Here is a 24003-nt window from a genome sequence, read left to right as displayed (position 1 = left end):
GAAGGTGGGACTTGCGGCGGGTCAGGCCACGCCGGCTTGGACGTTCTGCTGGTGCTGGATGTCCAGCAAGCGGAGGCGGTCGGCGCGGCGTTGGGCTTGCCGGTCCGGATCCGGGACCGGGGCGGCCATGAAGAGTCGCTGGGTGTAGGGATGCTCTGGTTCTCCGGTGACTTGCTCGCCGTCGCCCCATTCCACGATTTCGCCGTGATACATCACGGCTACGCGGTGGCTGAGGTGGCGGACCACCGCGAGGTCGTGGGAGACAAAGAGGTAGGCGACGCCGGTGCGTTCCTGGATCTCGATGAAAAGGTCCAGCACCGTGGCTTGGGTGGAGAGGTCCAGGGCCGAGACGGGTTCGTCGCACACGATCAACTTCGGATCCAGTGCCAATGCCCGGGCGATGGCGATGCGTTGGCGCTGCCCGCCGGAGAACTCGCGTGGCAGCCGGTGGGCGGCGCCGTGCGGCAACCGGACCTGGTCCAGGAGCTCGGCGACCCGCTTGTTGGCGGCCTGGCGTTCCACTTTCCGGACCGTGAGCGGCTCGGTGAGGATCTGCTCGATGGTCATGGACGGGTTGAGTGAGGTGTACGGGTCCTGGAACACCACCTGGATCTCGTGGCTGAGCTCCTTGCGCTGGGCGCGGGTGGCTTTGGAGATTTCCTGGCCGCGGTATTTGATGCTTCCACCGGTGACCGGGGCGAGCCCCAGCACGGCGCGGCCCAGCGTGGTCTTGCCGGAGCCCGACTCCCCCACCAGGCCCACCGTCTCGCCAGGCCGGATGTCGAGGGAGACGCCCTTGAGGGCCTTGAACGGTTCCTTCCGGAAGCCCTTGAGGGGATATTCGACGACGACGTCCCGGACGTCGAGCAGTGTTTCGGTCATGGCTTCACTCCTGTCAGGCTGGCGGGGGATCCGTCTTTGCTCGGCCGTGCATTGCTTGTGAGGGGGCCACGCGGCGCTGCGTCCTCAAGGATCGCTTCCAGCAACTGCTTGGTATAAGGGTGGCGGGCGTCCTTGAAGATGGTCCGGACGGGCCCGGTTTCCACGACGCGGCCTGTCTGCATCACGGTCACGCGATCGCACAGATCGGCGACGACACCGAAGTTGTGGGTCACCAGGATGACGCCCATTTTCAGCTCGTCCTGGAGTTCGCGCAGCAGGTCAAGCACTTCGGCCTGCACGGTGACGTCCAATGCCGTAGTGGGCTCGTCCGCGATAAGCAGGTCCGGCTCGCAGGAAACCGCGCCGGCGATCAGCACCCGTTGGGCCATGCCTCCGGAGATCTCGTGCGGGTAGGCGTTGAAGGTCCGTTCGGGGTGGGGAATCCCCACTTTGGCCAGCAGGGCCAGTGCGCGCTTCCGTGCCTCCGCTTTGGATATGCCCAGGCATACCCGCATGGGCTCCATGAGCTGGCTGCCGATCGTGAACGCGGCGTCCAGATTACTCATGGGTTCCTGCGGGATGTAGGCGATGCGCTTGCCGCGGACCTTCGTCATTTCCTTCTCGGAGAGGCGGGCCAGGTCCGTGCCGTCGAAGACGATGGAGCCGCCGGTGACGCGTCCGCCCTGCGGCAGGAGCCGGAGGATAGAGAAAGCAGTCTGGGTCTTGCCCGAGCCGGACTCGCCCACCAGGCCATGAACCTCTCCGCGGCGGACCGTGAGGCCCACATGGTTCACCACATCGGTGGTGGAACCGTCGGGCTGATCGTAGCCGACGCCCAGGTCGGTGACCTCCAGAAGGACCTCACCGGCGCTAGCAGTGCGTGCACCGGCGGGTGTTTCGGGATGCACCACGGCAGGCTCGCCGCGCTTGGCGGCAGCTTCTGCGGAATCGGCGACGGCGGCCCCCTTGCGGCGGCGCTTTACCGGCCCGCGGCTGCGCTCGAGTTCGTCGCGCATCGCATTGGCCAGCAGGGTCAGTGCGATGCAGACGACGCCGAGGACGAGGCTTGGCCACAACACCAGGGTGGGTGCCTTGTAGAGGTTGATGAAGCCGTCGTTGAGCATGCTCCCCCACGTGGGGATGTTCAGATCGCCCAGGCCAAGGAATTCCAAGCCGGCCTGGATGGCGATGGCGATGCCAAGGACCATGGCGGACTGGATGATGACGGGCGCGCGCACCACGGTGAGGATGTGGCGGCCGATGATCCGGAAGTCGCTGAGCCCGGAGACCCGCGCCGCGTCGACGTACAGTTCGTTGCGCACCGCCGTCACGCAGGCGTACACCAGGCGGAAGTAGGCCGGGGAAAGCAGGACGCCGAAGATCATCATGGACAGCCACATCGAGGGTCCGACGACGGCCCGTGCGGCCAACAGGATGACAATGCCGGGCATTGCCATGAGCAGGCCGGTGAGCCAGGAGGACGCCGAATCGAACCAGCCGCCGTAGTATCCGGCGACCAGGCCGCCCGTGACGCCGATCGCGACGGCGACCACGAGCGCCAACAGCGCCCCGGCCAGGCTGAACTGCCCCGCGAAGAGCAGTCGGCTGAAGACGTCGCGCCCGGCACTGTCCGCTCCCAGCACGTGGTCCGGGCTGGACTTGGCCAGGACCGACTGCAGGCTGGCCAGGCCGGGGTCATGCGTTGCGAGCACAGGTGCAAGCACCGCGGCCAAGGCCACGATCGCGAGGACCAGCATGGATACGGCGCCGGTGGGGTTCGTGAGGAGCTTGCGGAACAAGGAGACTTTGGCTGCCTGGGTGGGCAACGCGATGGAAGTGTCGATCATGACAGCCGAACTTTCGGGTTGAGCCAGCCTTGGGCGAGGTCGATGATGAGGTTGACGATCACCACGATGGCGGCGGTGGCGACGACGACGCCCATCACCACCGGGATGTCCCCCTGGCTGGTGGCGGCAACGGCGATCTGCCCGAGGCCGGGCAGGGCGAAGATCTGTTCAACGATCACGGCACCGCCGAGCAGGCCGATGAACTGGACCGCGAGGACTGCCAGGGCAGGACCGCCGGCGTTGCGCAGTACATGCCTGTACACCACCCGGTTGAAGGAGAGGCCGCGGGCCCGGAGCGTGCGGACATAGTCTTGGCGGAGGGCATCGATCAGGGATCCCCGGACCTGCTGGACCACCGAGGCGACGCAGCCGATCGAAAGGGCGATGATCGGCAAGGTGACCGTGGCCGCCCAACCGCCGAACGACGTCGTAATCGGTACATAACCGGTGGCCTTGAACCACTTGAGGTTCAAGGCGAACAGGGACACGAGTCCCAAAGCGATCAGGAAGCCGGGAATCGCGAAGCCCAGAACGCCCACGAACTGGACCACACGGTCCACCCAGCCCCGGCGCACTGCGGCCAGGACAGCGATGACCACGGAGATCACCGCCGCGATGATGGTGGCGCCCAACACCAGCGAGAGGGTCACGGACACCCGGCTGGTGACGCCGGTGCTGACCAGCTGGCCGTTGAACCACGAGCGTCCAAGGTCGCCAGTGAGGGCGTGGGTGAGCCAATCCCAGTACTGGACCACGAGCGGGCGGTTCAGTCCTAGCTGGGAGGCCTTCAGTGTCACCTGGGCCTGGCTGGCTGTGGGGCCCACGATGCGGCGGGCGATATCGCCGCCACCCGCGTACAGCAGCAAGTAGGCGACCGTTGTAATGACGAACAGCAGGAGGACGCCCGAAAGCAGGCGGCGCAGCACGAAACGGTACATCAAAGTTCCTTAAGGGAAGGTTCCTGGGGCCGCCGGGACCGGGCCGCTTGTGTCAGCAAGTGGTCCGGTCCCGGCAGCTGTCCGCTAGGAGGCGGGAGAGAAGGACCAGATGAACGGGTAGGCGTTACCCGTCTGGACCTCGACCTTGGTCTTGGCATCGGTGACGAAGCTGGACTGCGGGCGGTACCACGGAGCGAACCATGCTTGCTCCACGATGTACTTGTTCAGTTCCTTAGCGGCGGCCGTCTGCTCATCCGTAGAACCGACGTGGATCTTGTTGATCAGCTCGTCCACTTTCGGGTCCTCGTACTTGTACGGGTTCCACGGGGCACCGGGAGCGATCTTCATGTTGATCAGCTGCCAGTCGGACTGCTGCTCCAGGATCATGTAGCTCACGCCATACTTCGGCGCCAGGAGGTCGGCGATGAAGTTGTTGCCGGTGTCCGTGAACTCAGCCGTGATGCCGACATCCTTGAGCTGCTGGGTGATCAGAGCCGGGAGGGTGTTGCCCATGAGCGCCGAGGACGGCAGCTTCAAGGTCAGCCCGCTGGCGTATCCGGCCTGGGCAAGCAGTTCCTTGGCCTTGGCGGGGTTGTAGGCGTAGCGGGAGTCCAGGGACTTGTCATAGGCAGCCGACGACGGCGGGAACACCTGGGTGGTCAGCTCGCCATAGCCCTGGCCGATTGACTGCAGCATCGCCTTGGTGTCGAAGGCGTAGTTGAGTGCCTGGCGGACGCGGACGTCCTTGAGCGCGGGGTTGGTGGTACCGGCCCGGTCAAACAGGATGAGCCCTGCCCAGTTGAGCTGGAGTGGGTTGACCTTGTAACCGGCAGCCTGGATCTCCGTGAGGGTGTTGTTGTCAGCGGTGTTGGCGGCGTTGAGCTGCCCGGACTTGATGGCGTTCAGCAGGGAGGTCTGGTCGCCGTAGACGTTGAGGACCAGGTTGTCGTAGTGCACCAGGCTCTTGTCCCAGTAATTCGGGTTGCGGTGGTAGCTGTAGGACGTGCCGGTCACGGTGGCTGCGGTATCCAGCACATACGGACCGGAGCCTACGGGCTTGGTGGCGATGTCGGCGTTGCCGAAGGACGCCGGGCTCTGCATGAAGGACGCGTCCTTGGACAGGTAGTTCAGGAACGCCGGGTCCGGGGCGGACAGGGTCAGTTCCAGCGTGGTTGCGTCCACGGCTTTGGCAGTCTTCAGTGCCGCCATGAACTGTGCATCCGGAGACGTTCCTGCCTTGAAGCGTTCAAGGTTTTGCTTCGCGGCGTCGGCGTTGAAGGGGGTGCCGTCGGTGAACTTGACGTCATCACGCAGGGTGAGTGTCAGGACGGTCTTGTCCGCGTTGTACTTCCAGTCTTTGGCCAGCATCGGCACGAGCGAGCCATCCGGCTTCATCCGGATCAAAGTGTCGTACACGGCCTGGTAGAACGGCGAGAGGTTGGCGAACTCGGACTGGTTTGCAGCGAAGGTCTTGGGCGCCAACAGCGCGCCCAGGGTCAGGGTTTGGGAGGACTGGTCCTGGGGGGCGGCGGCTCCGCCACCACCACAAGCAGTGAGCCCCAGGGCAACAGCCGCAATGACTGCGGCCATTCGCTTGGATCGGAACATCTTTGGTCCCTTTCACGATCAGTGGCGTCCACCATGGACGGCCATTGGGAAAGACCGTAACATCAAAAACCTAGCGACCACTAGGTTTTTGACGAACTTTTTGAATCGTTATGAAATGTGACGATGCGCACAGCGGTTGACCAATTGATGGACTTATTAAAAATCGACGTTGTTAGGGTGGATTCATGAAAGAGACTGTGGGCGGCACCCCGCCCGAAACGGTGCGTCGAGGGCGCCGCGGCACTTATGCCAAGACGGAGGCGCGGAGGCAGGAAATCCTGAAGGCCGCTTTCGACGTCTTTTCATCCTCGGGCTACCGCTCAGGCTCGCTGAAGGACGTGGCGGACAAAGTGGGCCTGACCCAAGCCGGGCTCCTGCACCACTTTCCGAGCAAGGAAGCCTTGCTTGAGGCGCTCTTGACCTTCCGCGACGACGAGTCCGCAGTCTACACCGGAGCCTTGGATGCCAAGGGTGCGGACCTGATGCATGCCATGGTGGATCTTTCCCGGCACAACACCACCATCCCAGGCCTCGTGGCCCTGTACTGCGTACTGTCCGCGGAAGCCACCGACCCCGAGCACCCGGCCCACCAGTACTTCCTTGACCGGTACGAGCGGGTACGCCACTTGCTGAGCGATGCCTTCTCGCATATGGCAAACGAGGGCAAGCTACGGCCGGGCATCGTGCCCACCGCAGCCGCACGCCAATTGATCGCGCTCATGGACGGATTGCAGGTCCAATGGCTTCTCGACAACGATTCCGTGGACATGCCCTCCGAAGTCGCGGCCTACTTGAACGCCGTCACGACAGAAAGCTTCTAACCCACCCAACTAGCTCGCATTTGTTGTCGTTTTGAGCCCTCTAAACGACAACAACTGCGAGTTAGTTGGGTAAGGCGGGGCGGCGGGGCTCCGGCTAAGGCGGGTGCCTCGCGTCACAGCGCCGTCAGGCCGCCGTCCACGGTGAACAGCCCGCCAGTGGCGTACGCGGAGTCGTCGCTGGCGAGGAACACCATGATGCCTTCGACGTCGGCCGCGGTTCCGGGCCGGCCCAGCATCGTGGAGTCCACCAGCCCGGCACGGCTCACGGGATCGTCCGCGATGGTCCGAACAAGCGGGGTCTCGGTGTAGCCCGGCACCACGGTGTTGACCCGGATGCCGGCTGCGGCATAGTCCGCCGCCACGACCCGCGCCAAGCCATGCACCCCGGCCTTGGAACTCGTATACGCGGTGAAGGTCTGCCCGCAGGCCACCACCGCGGTGGGACTGCCGGTACAAATGATCGATCCGCCACGGCCTTCCATGGCCCGGACTGCGTGCTTGAGGGTCAGGAAGGCCCCGCGCTGGTTGATCGCGACGGTCTTCTCCCAGACCGCCAGGTCCAGGTCCCCCACGCGGGCGTCTTGCCCGAACAACTGCACCCCGGCATTGGCCACGACGACGTCGAGCGCTCCTCCTTCCGCCACAGCAGCGTAGGCCGCAGACACGCTTGCTTCGTCCGAGATATCCATGCGCAAAGCCTGTGCGAGGGCTGATCCCGTGACAGCGGCAGCCTTCTCGGCGGCTTCCAGGTTGATGTCGGCGAAATACACCCGGGCGCCCTCGGCAACGAAGCGCTGGGCCACCGCCAGTCCGATGCCGGAGCCTGCTCCCGTGACAAGGGCGGTCTTGCCGTCCAGCCGTTTACTCATTGTGGTTCCTCTTTCAGTTCAGTCGACGCGGCGGACAACAGCAGTCCACGGCTCAAGTTCAAGATTGGTACTGTCGCCGCCCGGAAGCCGCACGACGACGCTCAGCGATTTGGCAGTGAGGTTAGCGGCAAACAAAACCGTCCGGCCGCCGTCGCGCACGGGATAGAACACGAGGCCGGGCACCTCGCCGGCCACGTCAAGGACCTCGCACCCGCGCACGGCCGCGACGGCGGCCAGCAGCTCGCCCGCGGGCGTGAGGCCGCCGGTTTCACGGATACCGCGCGGTCCTGTTGCCTCGAAATAGCTGACGGATTCGACGCCGGGAACGCTGAGCGCCGCGATGCTTCCCATCAGCCAGGCGGCTGTAAATGTCTCAGGCTGCAGCGGGTCGGTGGCTTCGGCTGCCGCTTCGTCGCCTTCGGTGGCGACGGCGTTGAACCGCGCCTTCAGGGTCACCGGCCCGAGGTGCAGCGGCCGTCCCGAGCCGATCCGGAGTGCGTTGAGCGCGACGAGCCGCTGCATTGGCAGGGTTTCGACGACGTGCGGCACCTCGGTGGCGTGCATCTGCGGGGTGATGCTGAAGGACACGGCGTCGGCGTCCGGGGGGAGGCGGCCCGCGTTGCGGTTCAGCTCGGTGAAGTGCGATCGCGCACCGGCAAGCAGTGCGCCGCTAAATCCGCGCTGCCGAGCCTGGTCCTTGAGTTCATCCCAGAGCCCTGGCTCCGTGACGTGGCTGAAAGCGTCGAACACCGCGAGCCGCAGCACTTTGTCCAAGGGGAGGAGATCGAGGAGTTCACCGATGCGATCCGGCGAATCGACGGACAGGCGCACATCCAACGGAACGTCCAGATCCATGGCCTCATCCGTGGCCCGCCGGATCGAGCCCTCAGCGTCGGGCCCGGGCGCGAGCTCCAGAAGCAGCGCGTCCAGGCCGGGAATGGGCTCGGAACGGGTTCTGGGTGCTGTGGCCGAAGTAGCCGAAAGCGAAAGCGCCGGCACCCGGGCCGTGCCGCCGTCGAGTACCGTGAGCACACGTTCCGGACCCGGTCGAAGAACAGGCACCACAGGCCCGGGCGTCGCCGTCAGGAGCACCGACTGGTGGACGCGGTCGCCGGCGGAAACATCCACCGGAAACGGCTTCGAAAGCGGCGTGCTGTACGTCTTGAACGAGGCGTCCGTCCAGTTCCGCTGGTCTTCGGTTTCGAAGACGTCGCCATGGAAGTCGAGCCTGAACCGCGTTCCGTCGCGCTCCCATTCCATCAAAGAAACGTCCAGGAAGGGTTGGTGCGGACTGATGTCCTTGGGGAAGAACGACGGCGAGCCGGCGCCGCCGGGACTGCCGATGGTCACCGCACGGCCGGCGTCGTCTGGGCGGTGCAGCACCACGAGTCCGATCCGGTTGCTGCGGAAGGCAGCGGGAGCGACGCCGTCGAACGTCACCTTGACGCTGTCCTTCATGAGGTGAATGGCGAGCTCGCCGGTGTAGCTGGAACCGAAACCGGCGAAGTCGATGTCGAGTAGGAGCGTGGTGGCACCGTCGGCGTGTTGCGCGACCCGGCTGACAGTAGGCCCGAGGGTGCGCCAGTCGTGGTCGCGGACCACTGCGCGAATGGCCCGGAGTACCGGTATGCCGTTGAACGTGATGTCCGAGAGTTCATCGTTGCGTAGCTCGGCCCGCCAAGCTGCCGCTTCCACCGTTTCCGACGGGGCGAACAGCCTGGAGTGGTTTTCGTCATTGATCACAGCAGGCCTTTGCAGCGAGGAGGGAAGTAAGCGCAATCGGATTCAATTGTGATGCGCACCATGCGACGAGTCAACCGGTTGACCAATATTTGGGAGCTCATGCGATGCAACCCGCGTCGCGGAAGGTCACCCGAAGCAACGCCGCGAAACCTGGCGAAAGGCTTCGAAACCATTATTGGTTCGCGCACTGCAGCCTGCCTAACCTCGATGCACGTGGTGTACCCAAGAGGCCAGGGAGCTGCCTGCAAAGCAGCGCACGCGGGTTCGAATCCCGCCACCACGTCTCATGTGTTGTCCTGGGCGAAACGCCCAGGGGCCGAGCTATTGGGCGGCGTCGTAGCCCGCCAGCAGGCGGCGAGACGCTGTGCCCATGTGCGAGACCATGGCCTCCGTCACCAAGGCGGCGTCCCGGGACTCGAGCGCCTTGAAGATCGCGCGATGCTCGGCGAGCGCGGCGGCGGCATGGCCTTCATCGGTCAGTGCCCGGTCCACCCAGATTCGCAAGAGCGACCTGATGCTCTGCAGGAGTTCCTGCAGGACCTGGTTCCCGGAAGCGGTCGCGATCTCCTTATGGAATGCGGCGTCGGCCTCGACGAAAACAGCGAGGTTGTCCAACCCGGCCTCCATCGCGTCAAGGTTGGTTCGCATGCGCCCCAATGCCTCGTCAGTAATGCGGGCTGCAGCCAACTGAACCGCCTGGACCTCCAGTCCACTGCGGAGCTCGACGAGTTCGCGTGTGCGTGGCTCGCCCAGCATGAGTCCCCAACTGAGGGTGCGGGGCAGCAATTCGGAGACGCCGTCGCGCAAGTAGGTCCCGGAACCCGGCCGGACGATGACGATGCCGAGGATTTCCAACGCGGCCAACGCCTCGCGAACCGCCGAACGCCCAACGCCGAGCGAAGCCGCCAGTTGCCGCTCAGCCGGGAGGCGGGTCCCCGCCGCGATGTCGCCGCTCGTGAAGTACGCGAGCAGCCTCTCAGCAACTTCGGAGACGACGGAGCCGTGCTCCATCGGGGCAAGGGCTGCCGTCATATGGGCCGCTGCGGCGGCGGAATTCGCTGACATCTTCACAGCGTAGCAACCGGATGACCAATTTCTCCCGCACCCAAGCACCCCGCGATCGAGCGCGAGTGCGGTGCGCGAAAACTAGGATCAGTCAACCGGTTGACCAATTTGCTCTCGAGGGCTTATGGTTTTTATCACACGCTTAGCTCGGTCCTGCGGCATCGAAGTCCACGGATCGGCACTAAGAAAACCCGAGCCGCCTGGTCCTCAGAAGGACAACGCGCTCCGGCAACCTCTAGGAGTCAATGTGGACACCACACAATCGGTGGTCGAAAGATCGGCCATCAAAAAGGTCGCGATCCGGCTGGTGCCGTTTGTCGCCTTGATGTTCTTCATCAATTACCTGGACCGGACAGCCATCTCGTTCGCCGGCCCCAACGGCATGAACAAGGACCTTGCGCTCTCCGCAGCGCAGTTCGGCTTCGCGTCCGGGGTCTTCTTCATCGGCTACATCCTGCTCGAGGTGCCTAGCAACCTGGCCTTGCACAAGTTCGGCGCACGCCGCTGGCTGGCCCGAATCATGGTCAGCTGGGGGATTGTGTCCCTCGTGTTCACCTGGGTGGGCAACGTGGATCAGCTCTACGTCCTCCGGTTCATCCTTGGTGTGGCCGAGGCCGGATTCTTCCCTGGCGCAATCCTCTTCCTGAGCCTCTGGGTCCCCGCAAAGCACCGAAGCAAGATCCTGGCGCTCTTCTACTTGGCACAGCCCCTGACCACGGTGATCGGCGCTCCGCTGGCCGGCGCGTTGATCCAGCAGCACGGCGTGTTCTTCGGCCTTGAAGGCTGGCGGTTCATGTTCTTCGGCGTCGCCATTCCGGCGATCGTCATCGGCGTCATCTCCTGGTTCTACCTGGCCGACTCCCCCGCCAAGGCCAAGTGGCTGACGTCGGAGGAAAAGACCTGGCTGACCGGTGCCCTTGCAAAGGAAAAGGAAGCAACCGCTGCCAGCAACAAGCACGTCAGCGTCCGCACAGTGTTCGGCAACGGCCGCGTTTGGATGCTCTCCCTGATCTACTTCGGATTCATTTACGGCCTCTACGCCCTCGGCTTCTTCCTGCCGACCATCATCAAGGGTTTCGAGTCCCAGTTCGGCACGAAGTTCGACGTCTTCCAGCAAGGCCTCATCACGGCTATCCCGTACTTGCCTGCCGCCGTCGCCCTGTACTTCTGGTCCAGGGACGCCACCAAGCGCGGCGTCAAGACGTGGCACATTGCGCTTCCCGCACTGACCGGCGCCGTCAGCATCCCGTTGGCACTGTTCGCAGGATCCCCGGCCGCTACGATCGCCGTCATCACCATCACCGCCATGTCCATTTTCGCGGCGTTGCCGAACTTCTGGACGGTGCCCACGCAGTTCCTCACCGGCGCGGCAGCCGCAGCCGGCATCGCGCTGATCAACACGGTCGGTAATCTCGCGGGCTTCAGCGCCGGTTACATCACCGGCTGGCTCAAGGACTGGACCGGCAGCTATACGGTGCCGCTGTTCGTGGTGGGCGGGTTCATGCTCCTGTCCTCGATCCTCATGGTTGTCCTCAGCCGCCGGGGAAAAGCCAGCCAAGGCGTCCCCGCCGAGGCACTGGATCCCGCAGGCGCCGGCCACCACGCAGAGCCCTGACCCGGCCCGGCCCGCCCAACTAACTCGCAGTTGTTGTCGTTTTGAGCCCCCATAACGACAACAACTGCCAGTCAGTTGGGCCCCACCGCCCCGCCATCCGGCACCACACCAATCCTCGCTATTAGGTCCAGGAGTTCCGCATGACCCGCTTGTTCAATGAACCCGCAGCCTTCGCTGACGAAATGATCGAAGGTTTCGTCGCATCGCACGGCCGCTGGGTACGGCGCGTGTCCGGCGGCGTTGCCCGCAGCACCCGGAGCACTCCCGGCACGGTAGCACTGGTGATCGGTGGCGGTTCGGGCCACTACCCGGCTTTCGGGGGTCTCGTCGGCCAGGGCCTGGCGCACGGCGCAGCGATGGGCAACCTCTTCGCCTCACCGTCCGCGCAGCAGGTCTACAACGTGGCCAAGGCGTCGGACAACGGCGGCGGCGTGCTCCTGGGCTACGGCAACTACGCCGGCGATGTCCTGCATTTCACCCAGGCGCAGGAGAAGCTCCGGAAGGAGGGAATCGACTGCCGCAGCATCGCCGTGACGGACGACATCTCCTCCGCCCCCGCAAGTGAGATGCACAAGCGCCGTGGTATCGCCGGTGACCTGACCGTCTTCAAGGTCGCCGCCGCAGCCTCCGAAGCCGGCCACTCTATGGACGACGTCGTGCAGATCGCCGAACGTGCCAACCACCGCACCCGTTCCTTCGGCGTCGCGTTCACCGGGTGCACGCTGCCCGGCGCGGAACGGCCGCTCTTCACCGTCCCCGAGGGCCGGATGGCCGTCGGCATGGGAATCCACGGCGAACCGGGCATCGGCGAAACCGACATTCCGACGGCGGACGAGCTCGCCGAGCTGATGGTTACCAAGCTCCTCGCCGAAATCCCCCAAGGCGTCGAGATCAGCGGCGCCCGCGTCGTCCCCATCCTCAACGGCCTGGGCAGCGTGAAGTACGAGGAACTGTTCGTGGTCTACCGCCGCGTAGCGAAGCTCCTTGCAGAAGCAGGGCTCGACGTCGTGGATCCCCAGGTGGGCGAGCTCGTGACCAGCTTCGACATGGCAGGCACATCCTTGACCCTTTTCTGGCTGGATTCCGAGCTTGAGGAACTGTGGCTGGCGCCAGCCGATGCCCCTGCCTTCCGCCGCGGCGCGATCACTTCGCAAGCCCTGGCAGCCGACGCCGCAGGCACCGACAGCAGCGAGCTGGCCGACGTCGAACTTTCCATCCCTGCCGCCACGGCTGAGTCCCGCGCGGCCGCCGTCCGCGTCCTCGCCGCACTTGGCGCCGCCAAAGACGTCGTAGAGGCCAACGCCGACGAACTCGGCCGGATCGATGCGATCGCCGGCGACGGCGACCACGGCATCGGCATGGAACGCGGAGTCCGCGCCGCCGTGGAAGCCGCGGCATACGCCGTCGAACGCGGTGCCGGCGCGGCCACCACCTTGCACTTCGCCGGGGACGCCTGGGCTGATAAGGCCGGCGGAACCTCCGGCGCCTTGTGGGGCATGGCGCTGCGGGCCGTCGGTGACGCCCTGGGCGACGTCAACGCGCCCGACGGCGGTGCTGTCGCGACCGGTGTAGCGGACGCCGCCGCGGCCATCATGAACTTCGGCAAGGCCACGGTGGGCGACAAGACCTTGGTGGATGTTCTGGTCCCTTTCCGCGACGCCCTCGAAGCCGGCGTGCAGGACGGCCGGTCCCTGACGGACGCGTGGGGCACCGCCGTCGTGGCAGCCCAACAGGCTGCCGAGGACACCGCGAACCTGCTGCCGCTCATGGGCCGCGCCCGCCCGCACGCCGAGAAGAGCCTGGGAACCCCGGACGCCGGAGCCGTCTCGATGGCCCTGATCGTCAAGGCAATCCACGAGTCCCTTCTGGACAACACCGTCGAAAACACCATCAAGGAGACAGCATGAGCACCAAACTGCGCCTGGTCATCGGATCGGACGACGCCGGATTCGAGTACAAGGAAGCCCTGAAGGCCGACCTCGAGGCCAGTGAACTGGTCGAATCCGTGACCGACGTCGGAGTGGACGCCATCAGCCACACCCCTTACCCCTCCGTGGCCATCGCCGCCGCCGAGCTCATCGCCGCGGGCAAGGCCGACCGCGCCCTCCTGGTGTGCGGCACGGGACTGGGGGTGGCCATCGCGGCCAACAAGGTCCCCGGCATCCGCGCCGTCACCGCCCACGATTCCTTCTCCGTGGAACGGGCCGTCCTGAGCAACAACGCCCAGGTCCTCACCTTCGGCCAGCGCGTCGTCGGCCTGGAACTGGCCCGCCGCCTCGCCGGGGAGTGGCTCACCTACACCTTCGACGAGTCCTCAGCCTCCGCCGAGAAGGTCACACTCATTAAGGACTACGAGGGTGTCACTTCCTGCTAAACCCGCCGTCGGCGGGACGAATGAGAAGGCGATCATCGGCGTCAGCCTGAAGATGTACTTCGGCTACGAACGCACGCTCGAATACTGCCGAGAAGTAGCGTCCATCGCGGCCGCGCATCCCGCAGTCCGGCGCGGCGAGATCGAGTTGTTCATCCTGCCGGCCTTCCCGGTGCTGGCCGAAGCGGCGCGGATCCTCGGCACTGCCGGCGTCGGCACGGGGACCCAGGACATCTTCTGGGAAGACGAAGGCGCGTACACCGGTGAAGTCAGCGGGAAGATGGTGGCCGAGATCGGCGGCTCCTACGTCGAAATCGGGCACGCCGAACGCCGCAGGATCTTCGGCGAGGACCACCGGGTCATCGGACTCAAGACCGCGGCGGCCTACCGCAACGGCCTCACCCCGGTTCTGTGCGTCGGCGAACTGAACTCCGGTTCAGCCGAAGAAGCCATCGCCCATTGCACCGCCGAGATCGACGCCGGACTCAAACGGGCGCAATCGCTCGGTCCCGCAGGCCGGACCATCGTGGCCTACGAACCCCAATGGGCCATCGGCGCACCGGAACCCGCCACCCCGGACTACATCAGCGCCGTGGTCCGGGGCCTCGACGAGCACCTCCGCTCGTTGCCGGGCCAGTCCGAGAGCAGGGTCATTTATGGCGGCAGCGCCGGGCCTGGACTGATCACCCAGTTGGACATGTCCGTCGCCGGCCTGTTCCTGGGCCGCTTCGCGCACGATCCGAAAGCGCTCAAGACCATCCTGGACGAGGCTGCCGCACGCCTCGTTGCGTCCGCACCGGCAAGGGCCGCGAACGGGGTGGCAGTATGAGCTCAACCATCGGCCTGAGCAGCTACGCGTTCTTCTGGCAACTCTCGGACGCCGTCTCAGCACCGCTGAGCATCCACGACGCGCTGGCGCGCACCGCGGAACTGGGCGTGGAGCTGTTCCAGATCTGCGACTACGCTCCCCTGGAGCACATGTCCGACGACGAACTAACTGCCGTCCGCGCCACCGCGGACTCCCTGGGCATCACGCTGGAACTCGGCACGAAGGGCATCCGCCCGGAGCACCTGGGCAAGTTCCTGCACATCGCCCGGATCCTCGGCTCGGACCTCCTCAGGACCATGTTCAAAGTCCCCGGCCACGCGCCCGACGCCGACGAAGCCACCGCAATCTTCACCGAGGTCCTGCCGGCCTTCGAAGCGGCAGGCGTGCGGATCGCCGTCGAAACCTACGAACAGGTGCCCACCGCACGGATCCTGGACGTGATCCGCCGGGTGGACAACCCGTACCTCGGGATCTGCAGCGACCCCGCCAATACCGTCGCGGCGCTGGAGATGCCCCGCGAAGTGATTGACGCCGTCGCGCCCTATGTCCTGAACATGCACATCAAAGACTTTGCGTTCAGCCGCAAGGAGGGGTGGGTCGGGTTCACGTACTCCGGCGCGCCGCTCGGCGAAGGCCTCCTGGACTACGACTACATGGCCGGCAAGATCCAGCCCTCGCAAAGAAGCATCAACCAGATCGTAGAACACTGGCTGCCCTGGCAGGACACCGAGACGGAAACCATCCGCCTCGAAAACCAGTGGACCCAACAAAGCCTCGAATTCCTAAGGAGCAAGTGAAATGTCAGCAGAACAATTGACCGTCGCCGTTGTCGGAGCCGGTGGCAAGATGGGGATGCGCGTTTCCGCCAACCTCCAGAAGAGCAACCACACCGTCACCTACAGCGAGAACTCCCCCGCCGGCCAGGACCGCGTCCGCGCCGAGGGCCGCGAGATCACCGCAACGGACGACGCCGTCAAGGGCGCCGACGTCGTGATCCTCGCCGTGCCGGACACCGTCCTCGGCATCGTGTCCGAAGGCGTCGTCCCACAGATGAAGCCCGGCTCGATCCTCCTTACCCTGGACCCGGCCGCTGCATATGCCGGACTTCTGGCCAAGCGCGACGACGTCGTCCAAGCCGTAGCCCACCCGTGCCACCCGTCCGTGTTCCTCGAGCGCACCACCAAGGAAGAATGGGCCGACACCTTCGGCGGCCAGGGTGCCCCGCAGAACGTCGTGGCCGCGATCGACGAGGACGCCCCGGCAGCGACCCGCGACGCGGCCGAGGCGACCATCCGCACCATCTACGCCCCCGTCATCGACGTCCACTGGGTCACCGTCAAGCAGCTCGCCATCCTGGAACCCACCCTCGTGGAAACCGTGGCCTGCATGATCGGCACCCTGCTCAACGAAGCCCTCCACGAAACCGTGCACACCGCCGGCGTCCCCGAAGAAGCGGCCAAGGCCATGCTGTTCGGCCACGTGCAGATCGCCCTGACCAACGCCCTGCGCGGCTCCAACCCGTTCTCCGAGGCCTGCGAAATCGCCATCCAGTACGGCAAGGACACCATCATCAAGGACGACTGGAAGAAGATCTTCGACGACTCCGAGCTCGACGGCGTCATCGCCAAGATGCTCAAGCTGGACGCCGTCAAGCGCTAGGCACGGCATCACCACCCGCGAGATGGCACATCACGGCAATACTGCCGCGAAGTGCCGTCTCGCGGTGCATTCCAGGGGTTTACGCCCCGCCCCGCGCCAGCCATCATGAAATCAGGCGCAGGACTTCGCCGACCGCTAAAGTACGGCCGCTCCTTGCGCGGCGGAGGCGCAGCGACATGTCACCCAGGATCGAGCCCGCGGACCACGCCTTGGGCACTTCCCCCGGCGCCCCCGAGCGATTCCTGAGCGACTACTACGAGCACGTGGCCGATGACGATGTCCGCAACTACACCACGGACACACTCCTGGAGCGTGCCCGCTACCACCGCTCATTGGCGGAACGGCGGGCTCCCGGGCAAGCTGTGATCGGCGTCCTGAACGAGGCTGACGCGAGCCTCGTAGCGATTGTCACCGATGACATGCCCTACCTGGTTCCGTCGGTCACCGCGGAAATCGCCAGGGACAACGCCTCCATCCGGCTTCTGGTCCACCCCACTTTTACCGTCACCCGGGATCCAGCCACCCACCGCCTGACCGACGTCCACCGCCGCCCCCTGCGGACGGGACTGCCGTCCGGCGTCGAGCCTTCCGCTTCGGTCACCCCTGTGGACCACGACGACGGCGGCCCGCTCGCGGAGGCGTGGATCGCCGTCGAGATCTCCAGGCTTCCGGACGAAACGAGCGCCGAACGCCTCGTTGAACGGCTGCAGACCGTCCTTGGCGATGTCCGGGCCGCCGCGGAAGACGCGGCTGCCATCCACCAGGAACTTGCCAATGAAGTCCGCCGCCTGGAGGGGGTCCCCGCAGCGCAGGAGGTCCAGGAGTTGCTGCGCTGGCTGGACGACGGGAATTTCGTGTTCCTCGGCTACCGTGGCCTGCGGGGTTTGGGGTTGCTCCGGAATGTGGCGGCCGACGTGTCCAATGCCGTGCCGTCCGAAGCCGGTCCGTCCGCAAGGCCTGGCGCGGCACCCCTCCTCACCCTCACCAAGTCGACGCTCCGCTCGACGGTCCTCCGGCGCGCCTACCTCGACGAAATCAGCCTGACCACGGGTGACACAAGCGGCGAGCGCACCTTCGTCGGCCTCTTCGCTCCCAGCTCGGCATCCCGCTCGGCACTCCTGATTCCCGTCATCCGGGACACTGTCGACGAGGTGCTGCGGACGTTCGGCTACCCGCCCGCGTCACACCGAGGCAAGGAACTCCTGGCGGTGGTGGAGGCCTATCCGCGCGATGAACTCTTCCATATCGACGCGCGGCAGCTGGCCGAGCACGCGCGGGACATCCTGCGCCTCCAAGAACGCCACAGCACACGGTTGTTCCTGCGTCCGGACTCGCACAACCGCTTCATGGCGGCGCTGGTCTTCCTGCCGCGGCAACGCTACAGTACGGCCGTCCGGCTCAACATTGAACGCGAACTTCGCGAGGCCTTCGGCTCCGAGGCCATCGAGTTCGAGCTCCGCCTTGGCGAATCCTCCATGGCCCGCGTGTTCTTCCGGGTCCTGTTGCCACGCGAGGGGGCGCCCGCCGTCGTCGACCCTGCGGTACTGGAGCAGCGGATTATCGCCGCAACGAGGTCATGGGCGGAAGGCCTGGACGAAGCCTTGCGGGCAAGGTTCCCCGCGAACGAGGCCGCCCGGCTGTCCCGGCAATGGGCCACCGCCTTTCCGGCCAGCTACAAGGCCGATTACGAGGTGGAAGACGCGGTTCAGGACATCGTCCGGTTCGAGAGTTTCGCGCCCCCGGACGCGGACCTGGCAGACGGCGACACCGCCGACCCTTTGCTCACGGTCTACAGGCGCCCGGGAACCACCGTCCTCACCGAAGATGCACGGATTCGGCTGTATTTGACCCGTCCGCAGAGCCTGAGCGAGATTCTGCCGTTCTTCCACAACCTGGGCTTGCGCGTCCGGGACCAGCGGCCGTTCGATGTGCAGCGTGCCGATGGGCGGTCCTTCTTCCTATACGACCTCGGCCTCGTCTATCCGCGCGGTGTTGATCCCGTGGGAACCGGCGAGCTCCTGGCCGCTTCGTTCTGTGCCGCGATGCGGGGAGATGCGGAGTCCGACGCCTTCGATGCCTTGGTCATCCGGGAGGGGATCGACTGGCGGCGGACGGCCATCCTGCGGGCCTATGCGAAGTACCTTCGGCAGCTGGGGAGCACCAATTCCTATGGGTTCATCGCGGATACCCTTCGCGAGAATGTGCGTGCAACCCGCGCCTTGCTTTCGCTCTTCGAGGCGAAGTTCGATCCGGACCGGTTCGAACCCGATCTGTTCGATCCTGAACTGCGCGCGCCGGCGCCAGCCGGGCCGACGCCTGCTGAGCAGATGGCGGCCGGAGGCGACCTGTTCGAAACGGACGGCGGCAAGTACAGCTCCCGGACACAGGCCACGAACGCGGCCCGGAAGGAACTGGCGGAAGCGATCGACGCTGTACCGGTCCTCGACGCCGACCGCCTGTTGCGTTCGCTCGCGAGCCTCGTGGAGGCCACGCTGCGCACCAACTTCTACCTCAACAAGCCGTATTTGAGTTTCAAACTCAACCCCGCTTCCATCCCCGCCGCACCGGCGCCCCGGCCACAGTTCGAAATCTGGGTCTACTCGCCGCGGGTGGAAGGCGTCCACTTGCGTTTCGGCGCCATTGCCCGCGGCGGCTTGCGTTGGTCCGACCGCCGTGAGGACTTCCGCACGGAGGTCCTGGGGCTCGTGAAAGCCCAGACCGTGAAGAACGCCGTCATCGTTCCCACGGGAGCCAAAGGCGGCTTCTATCCCAAGCAGCTCCCGGACCCCGCCGAAGACCGGGCGGCTTGGCTGGCCGAGGGCCAGGAAAGCTACCGGATCTTCGTTCGTGGACTAATGGACATCACGGACAACCTGGTTGCCGAGCGGGTCGTCCCGCCCGCCCGCGTGGTGAGGCACGACGGCGACGACTACTACCTCGTGGTGGCCGCGGACAAGGGCACGGCCACGTTCTCCGACATCGCCAACGACCTCGCGGCGGGGTACGGATTCTGGCTGGGCGACGCGTTCGCGTCCGGCGGTTCAGTGGGTTATGACCACAAGCAGATGGGCATCACGGCCCGCGGCGCCTGGGAGTCCGTGCGGCACCATTTCAGCGAACTGCTCATCGACTCCCGGACCGAGGATTTCACCGTGGTGGGCATCGGCGACATGAGCGGCGATGTGTTCGGCAACGGCATGCTGCTCTCGAACCACATCAAGCTGGTGGCGGCCTTCGATCACCGGCACATCTTCCTGGACCCCGCCCCGGACCCGGCCACTTCCTTCACCGAGCGGAAACGGCTCTTCAAGCTCCCCCGCTCATCCTGGGCCGACTACAACCCGGCGAAGCTCAGTCCCGGCGGAGGAGTGTTCTCCCGGGCCGAGAAGTCAATCAGCATCACCGAACCGGTCCGCCTCGCCTTGGGATTGGATGAAGGCACAACGGCGATGAGCCCGCCCGATCTGCTCAGGGCCGTCCTCACGGCCCCCGTCGACCTGCTGTACAACGGCGGAATCGGCACCTACGTCAAGGCTTCCACCGAGACGCATGCCGACGTCGGAGACAAGTCAAACGATGCCATCCGGGTCGACGCCGCCCAACTGCGTACCCGGATCATCGCCGAGGGCGGCAATCTCGGCATCACCCAACGCGGCAGGATCGAGGCCGCACTGGCCGGAGTCCTCGTGAACACCGATGCCATCGACAACTCCGCCGGCGTGGACTGCTCGGACCACGAGGTGAACATCAAGATTTTCCTGGACCGGATGATCGCCGCGGGCAAGATGTCCCCCAACGAAAGGACGAAGTTCCTGCACTCACTCCAGGACGAGGTGGGGCGCCTCGTCCTGAAAACCAACGTTGACCAAAACGTCCTCCTGCTCAATGACAGGCAACTGGTCCTCAAGTGGAGCCCGAGCTTCGAACGGACCATGGACTGGCTCGACTCGGCCACTGACCTGGACCGGGAGCTCGAATGCCTGCCGACTACCCAGGAAATCCAGGCACGAGTCGGGACCGGAGTCGGACTGACATCGCCCGAACTGGCCGTGCTGGCGGCTTATGCCAAGATCGAGCTGGCCCGGGAGCTGACTGAAGGCGGGCTCGCGGACGATCCATGGTTTTCGCAAACGCTGCGCGAGTATTTCCCCCGCCAGCTCTCGGAACGGTTCGGCGAGGACCTCTCCACGCATCCCTTGCGCCGCCAAATCGTCGCCACGGTGGTTGCCAACGACATGATCAACCTCGGCGGCATAGCCTTCGCGTTCCGCGCCATGGAAGAGACCACCGTTTCGGCGGCCGCGGTGGCGCGTGGATTCGTGGTCATGCGCCGAATCTGGGACTTCGATTCGGTCACGGAGGCCCTGGCCCAAGTACCCGCAAGCATCCCCAGCGAACATGGGTGCGCCGTCGCCCTGGATATGCGCCGCCTCCTCGACCGGTCCACCCGCTGGTATGTCACGCACGATTTCCGGGACAAGCCCCTTGCGGACGCCTTTGCGCGGCTCGAACGGCCGATGTCATTGATGCGGGCAAATTTCACGCGCTTCCTGCACGGGATCAACCTGCAACACTCGTTGACGCGCCTTGCCCACTCCGATTCTGTCGGCCTGCCACACGATCTGGGCATCCGGGCCTCCGAGCTCCTCGTCAGCTACGGCCTTTTGGATATTTCCGCGATTGCCGAGGAATTGCAGGAACCCGTTGAGGACGTGGCAGAGGTCTACTTCGCCGTGTTTGAGCGGATCTCGGCCATTCCCTTGTTGGAACACATCACGCTTTTGCCGCGCGAAACCCACTGGGAGGCCTTGGCGCGGGCAGCCCTCCGCGACGACATGTACTTGGTCCTTGCCGACATGACCAAGGCCGTTGTCCGGCACACGCCCCGCTCCTCGGAGGCGGCCGCCGACCCGGTGGAGCGGATCATGGATTGGGAGCGCGGAAACATCGAACAACTCGCCCGCATCCAGGACACCATCAAGGAAGCCATCAAACCCGGCCCGGTGGACATTGCGGCACTCTCCGTCGCAGTGAAGCTCTTGCGCGCAATGGTCCGCCGGTGATCCAGCTCCCAGAATGACAGACATCCGACGACTCTTTGCTATCTTTTTATGCAGGAATTGCCGCTCCCCCCTGCGGCACCCTGCAGAAGGAGCCCCCCAATGAACACCGCAACAATAGAACCCAAGGAAATCCATTTGTCCTTTGCGTCCGTCGACGAAGTCCACGCCGGACTTGACGAAGCCGTCGGCACGCTCATCGAAGCCGCTGCCGAAGACGGTCGCTGCGGGATCCTGGTGACCCGCCGGGAACCCGGAAGCTACACGGTTGCCTTGGACGAGTCGGTCCCGTTCGGCCAGACCCGCGAGGTCCTCGCCGCCTAGGACAGGTCCTCGAAACAGGCACGGACAACAGAACCGGGGCTTGTTTCCCAGACCACGCCAGGACGGCGCGGAATGGGAAACAAGCCCCGGTTCTTTATCTCGGTTGTTAAGCGGTCACTACACCCGGCGCAGCTCCACGCCGTCGGACTTCATGAAAAGCTGTTTGGCGGCTTCATCGGCGCCAGGTCCTGCGGGTTCAAGCCACACAACGTTGCCGCTGCCCGAGACTTCCTGCACCTCCCCCGCCGCGACCACGTGTGCGTGCCTTACGACTTCGATCCGCTCCCCCACCTTCAACGTTCCCCAGTTGGAAACGACGGCGGACTGTGCGATTCGCCTGGACAGGACTGTCCCGCGTGCCTTCATTGAACTTCTACCCCTTTGTGGATGTTCGTTGTTTCAGTTGTGAACGGATATTCCCCGGCAGGCCCACGACATCGTCGGCGTGGACATGCCGTACCTCATAAGTTCTACTACACAGAAAGCGCCCCGGGGCACGTATTGCCAAACATTTCCGGGGCGCTTCCTATTGTTCACTCGAACAGCATTTTGTTCGGCGTCAGGCGAGAATTCCGACGGCGGATTCGGCCGCTGCTCGCACCTCGCCGGCGCCTACAAGCCGGTCCGCCGCTTCCAGCTCAGGTGAGAGGAAACGATCAGTTCCGGGACCATCGACGACGCCGCGCAGCACCTCGATCACGGCGGTGCCGGCAGGCCCCGGAGTGAGTTCGCCACCGGACAATTTGGTGCGGATGTCGAGGGCACGCGCGCTCGTCACGAGTTCCACAGCCAGGACGCGGCGCAGGTTCTCAATGGCCTTGCGGAGCTTCCGGGCAGCGTGCCAACCCATGGAGACGTGGTCTTCCTGCATAGCGGAGCTCGGGATGGAGTCCACTGAAGCCGGGACGGCCAGGCGCTTGTTATCCGAGACGAGGCCGGCCTGGGTGTACTGGGCGATCATGAGGCCCGAGTCCACGCCGGGATCGTCGGCAAGGAACGCCGGCAGACCGTGTGAGCGGGCCGGGTCCAGCATGCGGTCCGTGCGGCGCTCGGCGATGGAAGACAAGTCGGCCACCGCGATCGCCAGGAAGTCCAACACGTAGGCCACCGGGGCGCCGTGGAAGTTGCCGTTGGAGGACACGCGGCCGTCCGGGAGCACCACGGGGTTGTCGATGGCTGCAGCCAACTCACGGGAGGCCACGAGTTCGGCGTGCGTCACGGTGTCGCGGACCGCGCCGGCAACCTGGGGTGCGCAGCGCAGCGAGTACGCGTCCTGGACCTTGGTGTCGTTGACGCGGTGCGAAGCAACGATCGGCGAGTTGGAAAGCACGCGCAGCATGTTGTCCGCGCTTGCAGCCTGGCCCGGGTGGGGCCGCAGGGCCGCGTGCAGCTCCGGCAGGAACACCTGGTCCGTGCCGAGCAGCGCCTCGACGCTGAGCGCGGCGGTGACGTCCGCCGTCGTAAGCAGCAGGTGCAGGTCGGCGATGGCCATCAGGAGCATGCCGAGCATGCCCTCGGTGCCGTTGACCAGGGCCAGGCCTTCCTTTTCCGCGAGGACCACCGGCTCGATGCCGTGTGCGGCGAGGAGCTCGGCAACCGGCTTCCTTCCGGCGGCGCCGTAGAGCTCGCCGTCGGGCCCGGTGGCTTCGCCTTCGCCCATCAGGACCAGTGCGCAGTGGGACAGCGGGGCGAGGTCGCCGGAGCAACCCAGGGAGCCGAATTCACGGACAACGGGGGTGATACCGGCGTTGAGTACGTCCACCATGGTCTGCAGGACCACGGGACGAACGCCCGTGCGGCCCGAGGCCAGGGTCTTGGCGCGCAGGAACATGATGCCGCGGACCACTTCGCGCTCCACTGCCGGGCCCATGCCGGCGGCGTGGCTGCGGATGAGCGACTTCTGCAGCTGCGTGCGGAGTTCGTTGGGGATGTGGCGGTTGGCCAGGGCACCGAAGCCCGTGGAGACGCCGTACGCCGGAACTTCGCTGTGGGCGAGGCCGTCGATGTGGGCGCGGACCTTGGCGACCGTGTCCAGGGCTTCCTGGGAGATGGTCACCTTGGCGTCGTGGCGTGCGACGGCGACGACGTCCTCCGGCGTGACTCCGCTGGAGCCGAGGGTGACGGTCAGCGGTTCGTGGGTTGTGATGGTCATTTTTCCTCGTTCTTCCCAACTAGCTCGCAGTTGTTGTCGTTTTGGGGTCCCATAACGACAACTAATGCGAGCTAGTTGGGGGTGTGGGGTCTGGTTAGTTGGTTTCCGTCATGCTTGGGGCCCCGTGGACAGGGTTCCCTGGCCGAGCTTGCGAGGCTAGGGGGTCCATGGGGATGCGGACGCCGCGTTCGTGGGCGACTTCGATGGCGCGGTCGTAGCC

Annotated in this window: 18 protein-coding genes and 1 tRNA gene; 10 read left to right on the top strand and 9 right to left on the bottom strand. The window is 65.3% G+C overall.

Annotated elements, in window-relative coordinates; all coding sequences use genetic code 11:
* Positions 1 to 21 precede the first annotated feature (21 nt).
* From AC1DJW_RS12375 to AC1DJW_RS12360, 4 genes are all read right to left on the bottom strand, one after another.
* A complete protein-coding gene (locus AC1DJW_RS12375; protein WP_269994194.1) occupies positions 22 to 882 on the bottom strand; it encodes an ATP-binding cassette domain-containing protein in 861 nt (286 codons plus the stop codon).
* Positions 879 to 2729, bottom strand: coding sequence for a dipeptide/oligopeptide/nickel ABC transporter permease/ATP-binding protein (locus AC1DJW_RS12370; protein ID WP_476901542.1), 1851 nt, complete (start codon positions 2727 to 2729; stop codon positions 879 to 881). The genes AC1DJW_RS12375 and AC1DJW_RS12370 overlap by 4 nt, the downstream gene beginning before the upstream one ends.
* A complete protein-coding gene (locus AC1DJW_RS12365; RefSeq protein ID WP_459342161.1) occupies positions 2726 to 3667 on the bottom strand; it encodes an ABC transporter permease in 942 nt (313 codons plus the stop codon). The genes AC1DJW_RS12370 and AC1DJW_RS12365 overlap by 4 nt, the downstream gene beginning before the upstream one ends.
* 84 nt (positions 3668 to 3751) lie before the next feature.
* A complete protein-coding gene (locus AC1DJW_RS12360; protein ID WP_059388462.1) occupies positions 3752 to 5275 on the bottom strand; it encodes an ABC transporter substrate-binding protein in 1524 nt (507 codons plus the stop codon).
* Positions 5276 to 5460: 185 nt separating this feature from the next.
* On the opposite strand from AC1DJW_RS12360, the gene AC1DJW_RS12355 reads away from it, so the two are divergent.
* On the top strand, positions 5461 to 6096 hold the full coding sequence (locus tag AC1DJW_RS12355; RefSeq protein ID WP_476901541.1) for a TetR/AcrR family transcriptional regulator: 636 nt from the start codon (positions 5461 to 5463) through the stop codon (positions 6094 to 6096).
* Positions 6097 to 6209: 113 nt separating this feature from the next.
* On the opposite strand, the gene AC1DJW_RS12350 is transcribed toward AC1DJW_RS12355, so the two are convergent.
* Together AC1DJW_RS12350 and AC1DJW_RS12345 are read right to left on the bottom strand one after the other, a co-directional pair.
* Complete coding sequence (locus tag AC1DJW_RS12350) at positions 6210 to 6965, bottom strand: SDR family NAD(P)-dependent oxidoreductase (RefSeq protein ID WP_390283380.1); 756 nt, start codon at positions 6963 to 6965, stop codon at positions 6210 to 6212.
* Positions 6966 to 6983: 18 nt separating this feature from the next.
* A complete protein-coding gene (locus tag AC1DJW_RS12345; RefSeq protein WP_476901540.1) occupies positions 6984 to 8708 on the bottom strand; it encodes a D-apionate lactonase family protein in 1725 nt (574 codons plus the stop codon).
* Positions 8709 to 8920: 212 nt separating this feature from the next.
* On the opposite strand from AC1DJW_RS12345, the gene AC1DJW_RS12340 reads away from it, so the two are divergent.
* Positions 8921 to 8991: transfer RNA gene (locus AC1DJW_RS12340), tRNA-Cys, on the top strand.
* Positions 8992 to 9029: 38 nt separating this feature from the next.
* Here the strand turns inward: AC1DJW_RS12340 and AC1DJW_RS12335 are convergent.
* Positions 9030 to 9773, bottom strand: a complete 744-nt coding sequence (locus AC1DJW_RS12335) for a FadR/GntR family transcriptional regulator (protein WP_390283386.1) — start codon at positions 9771 to 9773, stop codon at positions 9030 to 9032.
* A gap of 247 nt (positions 9774 to 10020) precedes the next feature.
* On the opposite strand from AC1DJW_RS12335, the gene AC1DJW_RS12330 reads away from it, so the two are divergent.
* The 8 genes from AC1DJW_RS12330 (at position 10021) to AC1DJW_RS12295 (ending at position 21631) form a co-directional block, all read left to right on the top strand.
* The gene (locus tag AC1DJW_RS12330) at positions 10021 to 11388 is read left to right on the top strand and encodes an MFS transporter (RefSeq protein ID WP_476901539.1); all 1368 of its coding nucleotides are present in this window, start codon (positions 10021 to 10023) and stop codon (positions 11386 to 11388) included.
* A 140-nt stretch (positions 11389 to 11528) separates the two neighbouring features.
* Positions 11529 to 13295 (top strand): dihydroxyacetone kinase family protein, encoded by a 1767-nt coding sequence (locus AC1DJW_RS12325; RefSeq protein ID WP_390283392.1) that lies wholly within the window; start codon positions 11529 to 11531, stop codon positions 13293 to 13295.
* Positions 13292 to 13762: a ribose-5-phosphate isomerase gene (locus AC1DJW_RS12320; protein WP_284754724.1), complete on the top strand. Its 471-nt coding sequence runs from the start codon at positions 13292 to 13294 to the stop codon at positions 13760 to 13762. The genes AC1DJW_RS12325 and AC1DJW_RS12320 overlap by 4 nt, the downstream gene beginning before the upstream one ends.
* Positions 13746 to 14588, top strand: a complete 843-nt coding sequence (locus AC1DJW_RS12315; RefSeq protein WP_476901538.1) for a triose-phosphate isomerase family protein — start codon at positions 13746 to 13748, stop codon at positions 14586 to 14588. Before AC1DJW_RS12320 ends, AC1DJW_RS12315 begins: the two co-directional genes overlap by 17 nt.
* On the top strand, positions 14585 to 15385 hold the full coding sequence (locus tag AC1DJW_RS12310) for a sugar phosphate isomerase/epimerase family protein (RefSeq protein ID WP_476901537.1): 801 nt from the start codon (positions 14585 to 14587) through the stop codon (positions 15383 to 15385). Before AC1DJW_RS12315 ends, AC1DJW_RS12310 begins: the two co-directional genes overlap by 4 nt.
* A 1-nt stretch (position 15386) precedes the next feature.
* On the top strand, positions 15387 to 16247 hold the full coding sequence (locus AC1DJW_RS12305; RefSeq protein ID WP_284754727.1) for a phosphogluconate dehydrogenase C-terminal domain-containing protein: 861 nt from the start codon (positions 15387 to 15389) through the stop codon (positions 16245 to 16247).
* A gap of 176 nt (positions 16248 to 16423) precedes the next feature.
* On the top strand, positions 16424 to 21310 hold the full coding sequence (locus AC1DJW_RS12300; protein ID WP_476901536.1) for an NAD-glutamate dehydrogenase: 4887 nt from the start codon (positions 16424 to 16426) through the stop codon (positions 21308 to 21310).
* 99 nt (positions 21311 to 21409) lie between these two features.
* Positions 21410 to 21631, top strand: coding sequence for a hypothetical protein (locus AC1DJW_RS12295; RefSeq protein WP_284754729.1), 222 nt, complete (start codon positions 21410 to 21412; stop codon positions 21629 to 21631).
* 117 nt (positions 21632 to 21748) lie between these two features.
* Here AC1DJW_RS12295 and AC1DJW_RS12290 read toward each other — a convergent pair whose 3' ends face one another.
* Positions 21749 to 21997 (bottom strand): hypothetical protein, encoded by a 249-nt coding sequence (locus AC1DJW_RS12290; protein WP_059388455.1) that lies wholly within the window; start codon positions 21995 to 21997, stop codon positions 21749 to 21751.
* A 193-nt stretch (positions 21998 to 22190) separates the two neighbouring features.
* Entirely contained in the window at positions 22191 to 23783 is a 1593-nt protein-coding gene (gene hutH / locus AC1DJW_RS12285) for a histidine ammonia-lyase (protein WP_476901535.1), read from the bottom strand.
* Positions 23784 to 24003: the final 220 nt, after the last annotated feature.

The organism is Arthrobacter sp. 05L417 (assembly GCF_056397865.1).
This window is presented reverse-complemented; position numbering and strand designations above follow the sequence as displayed.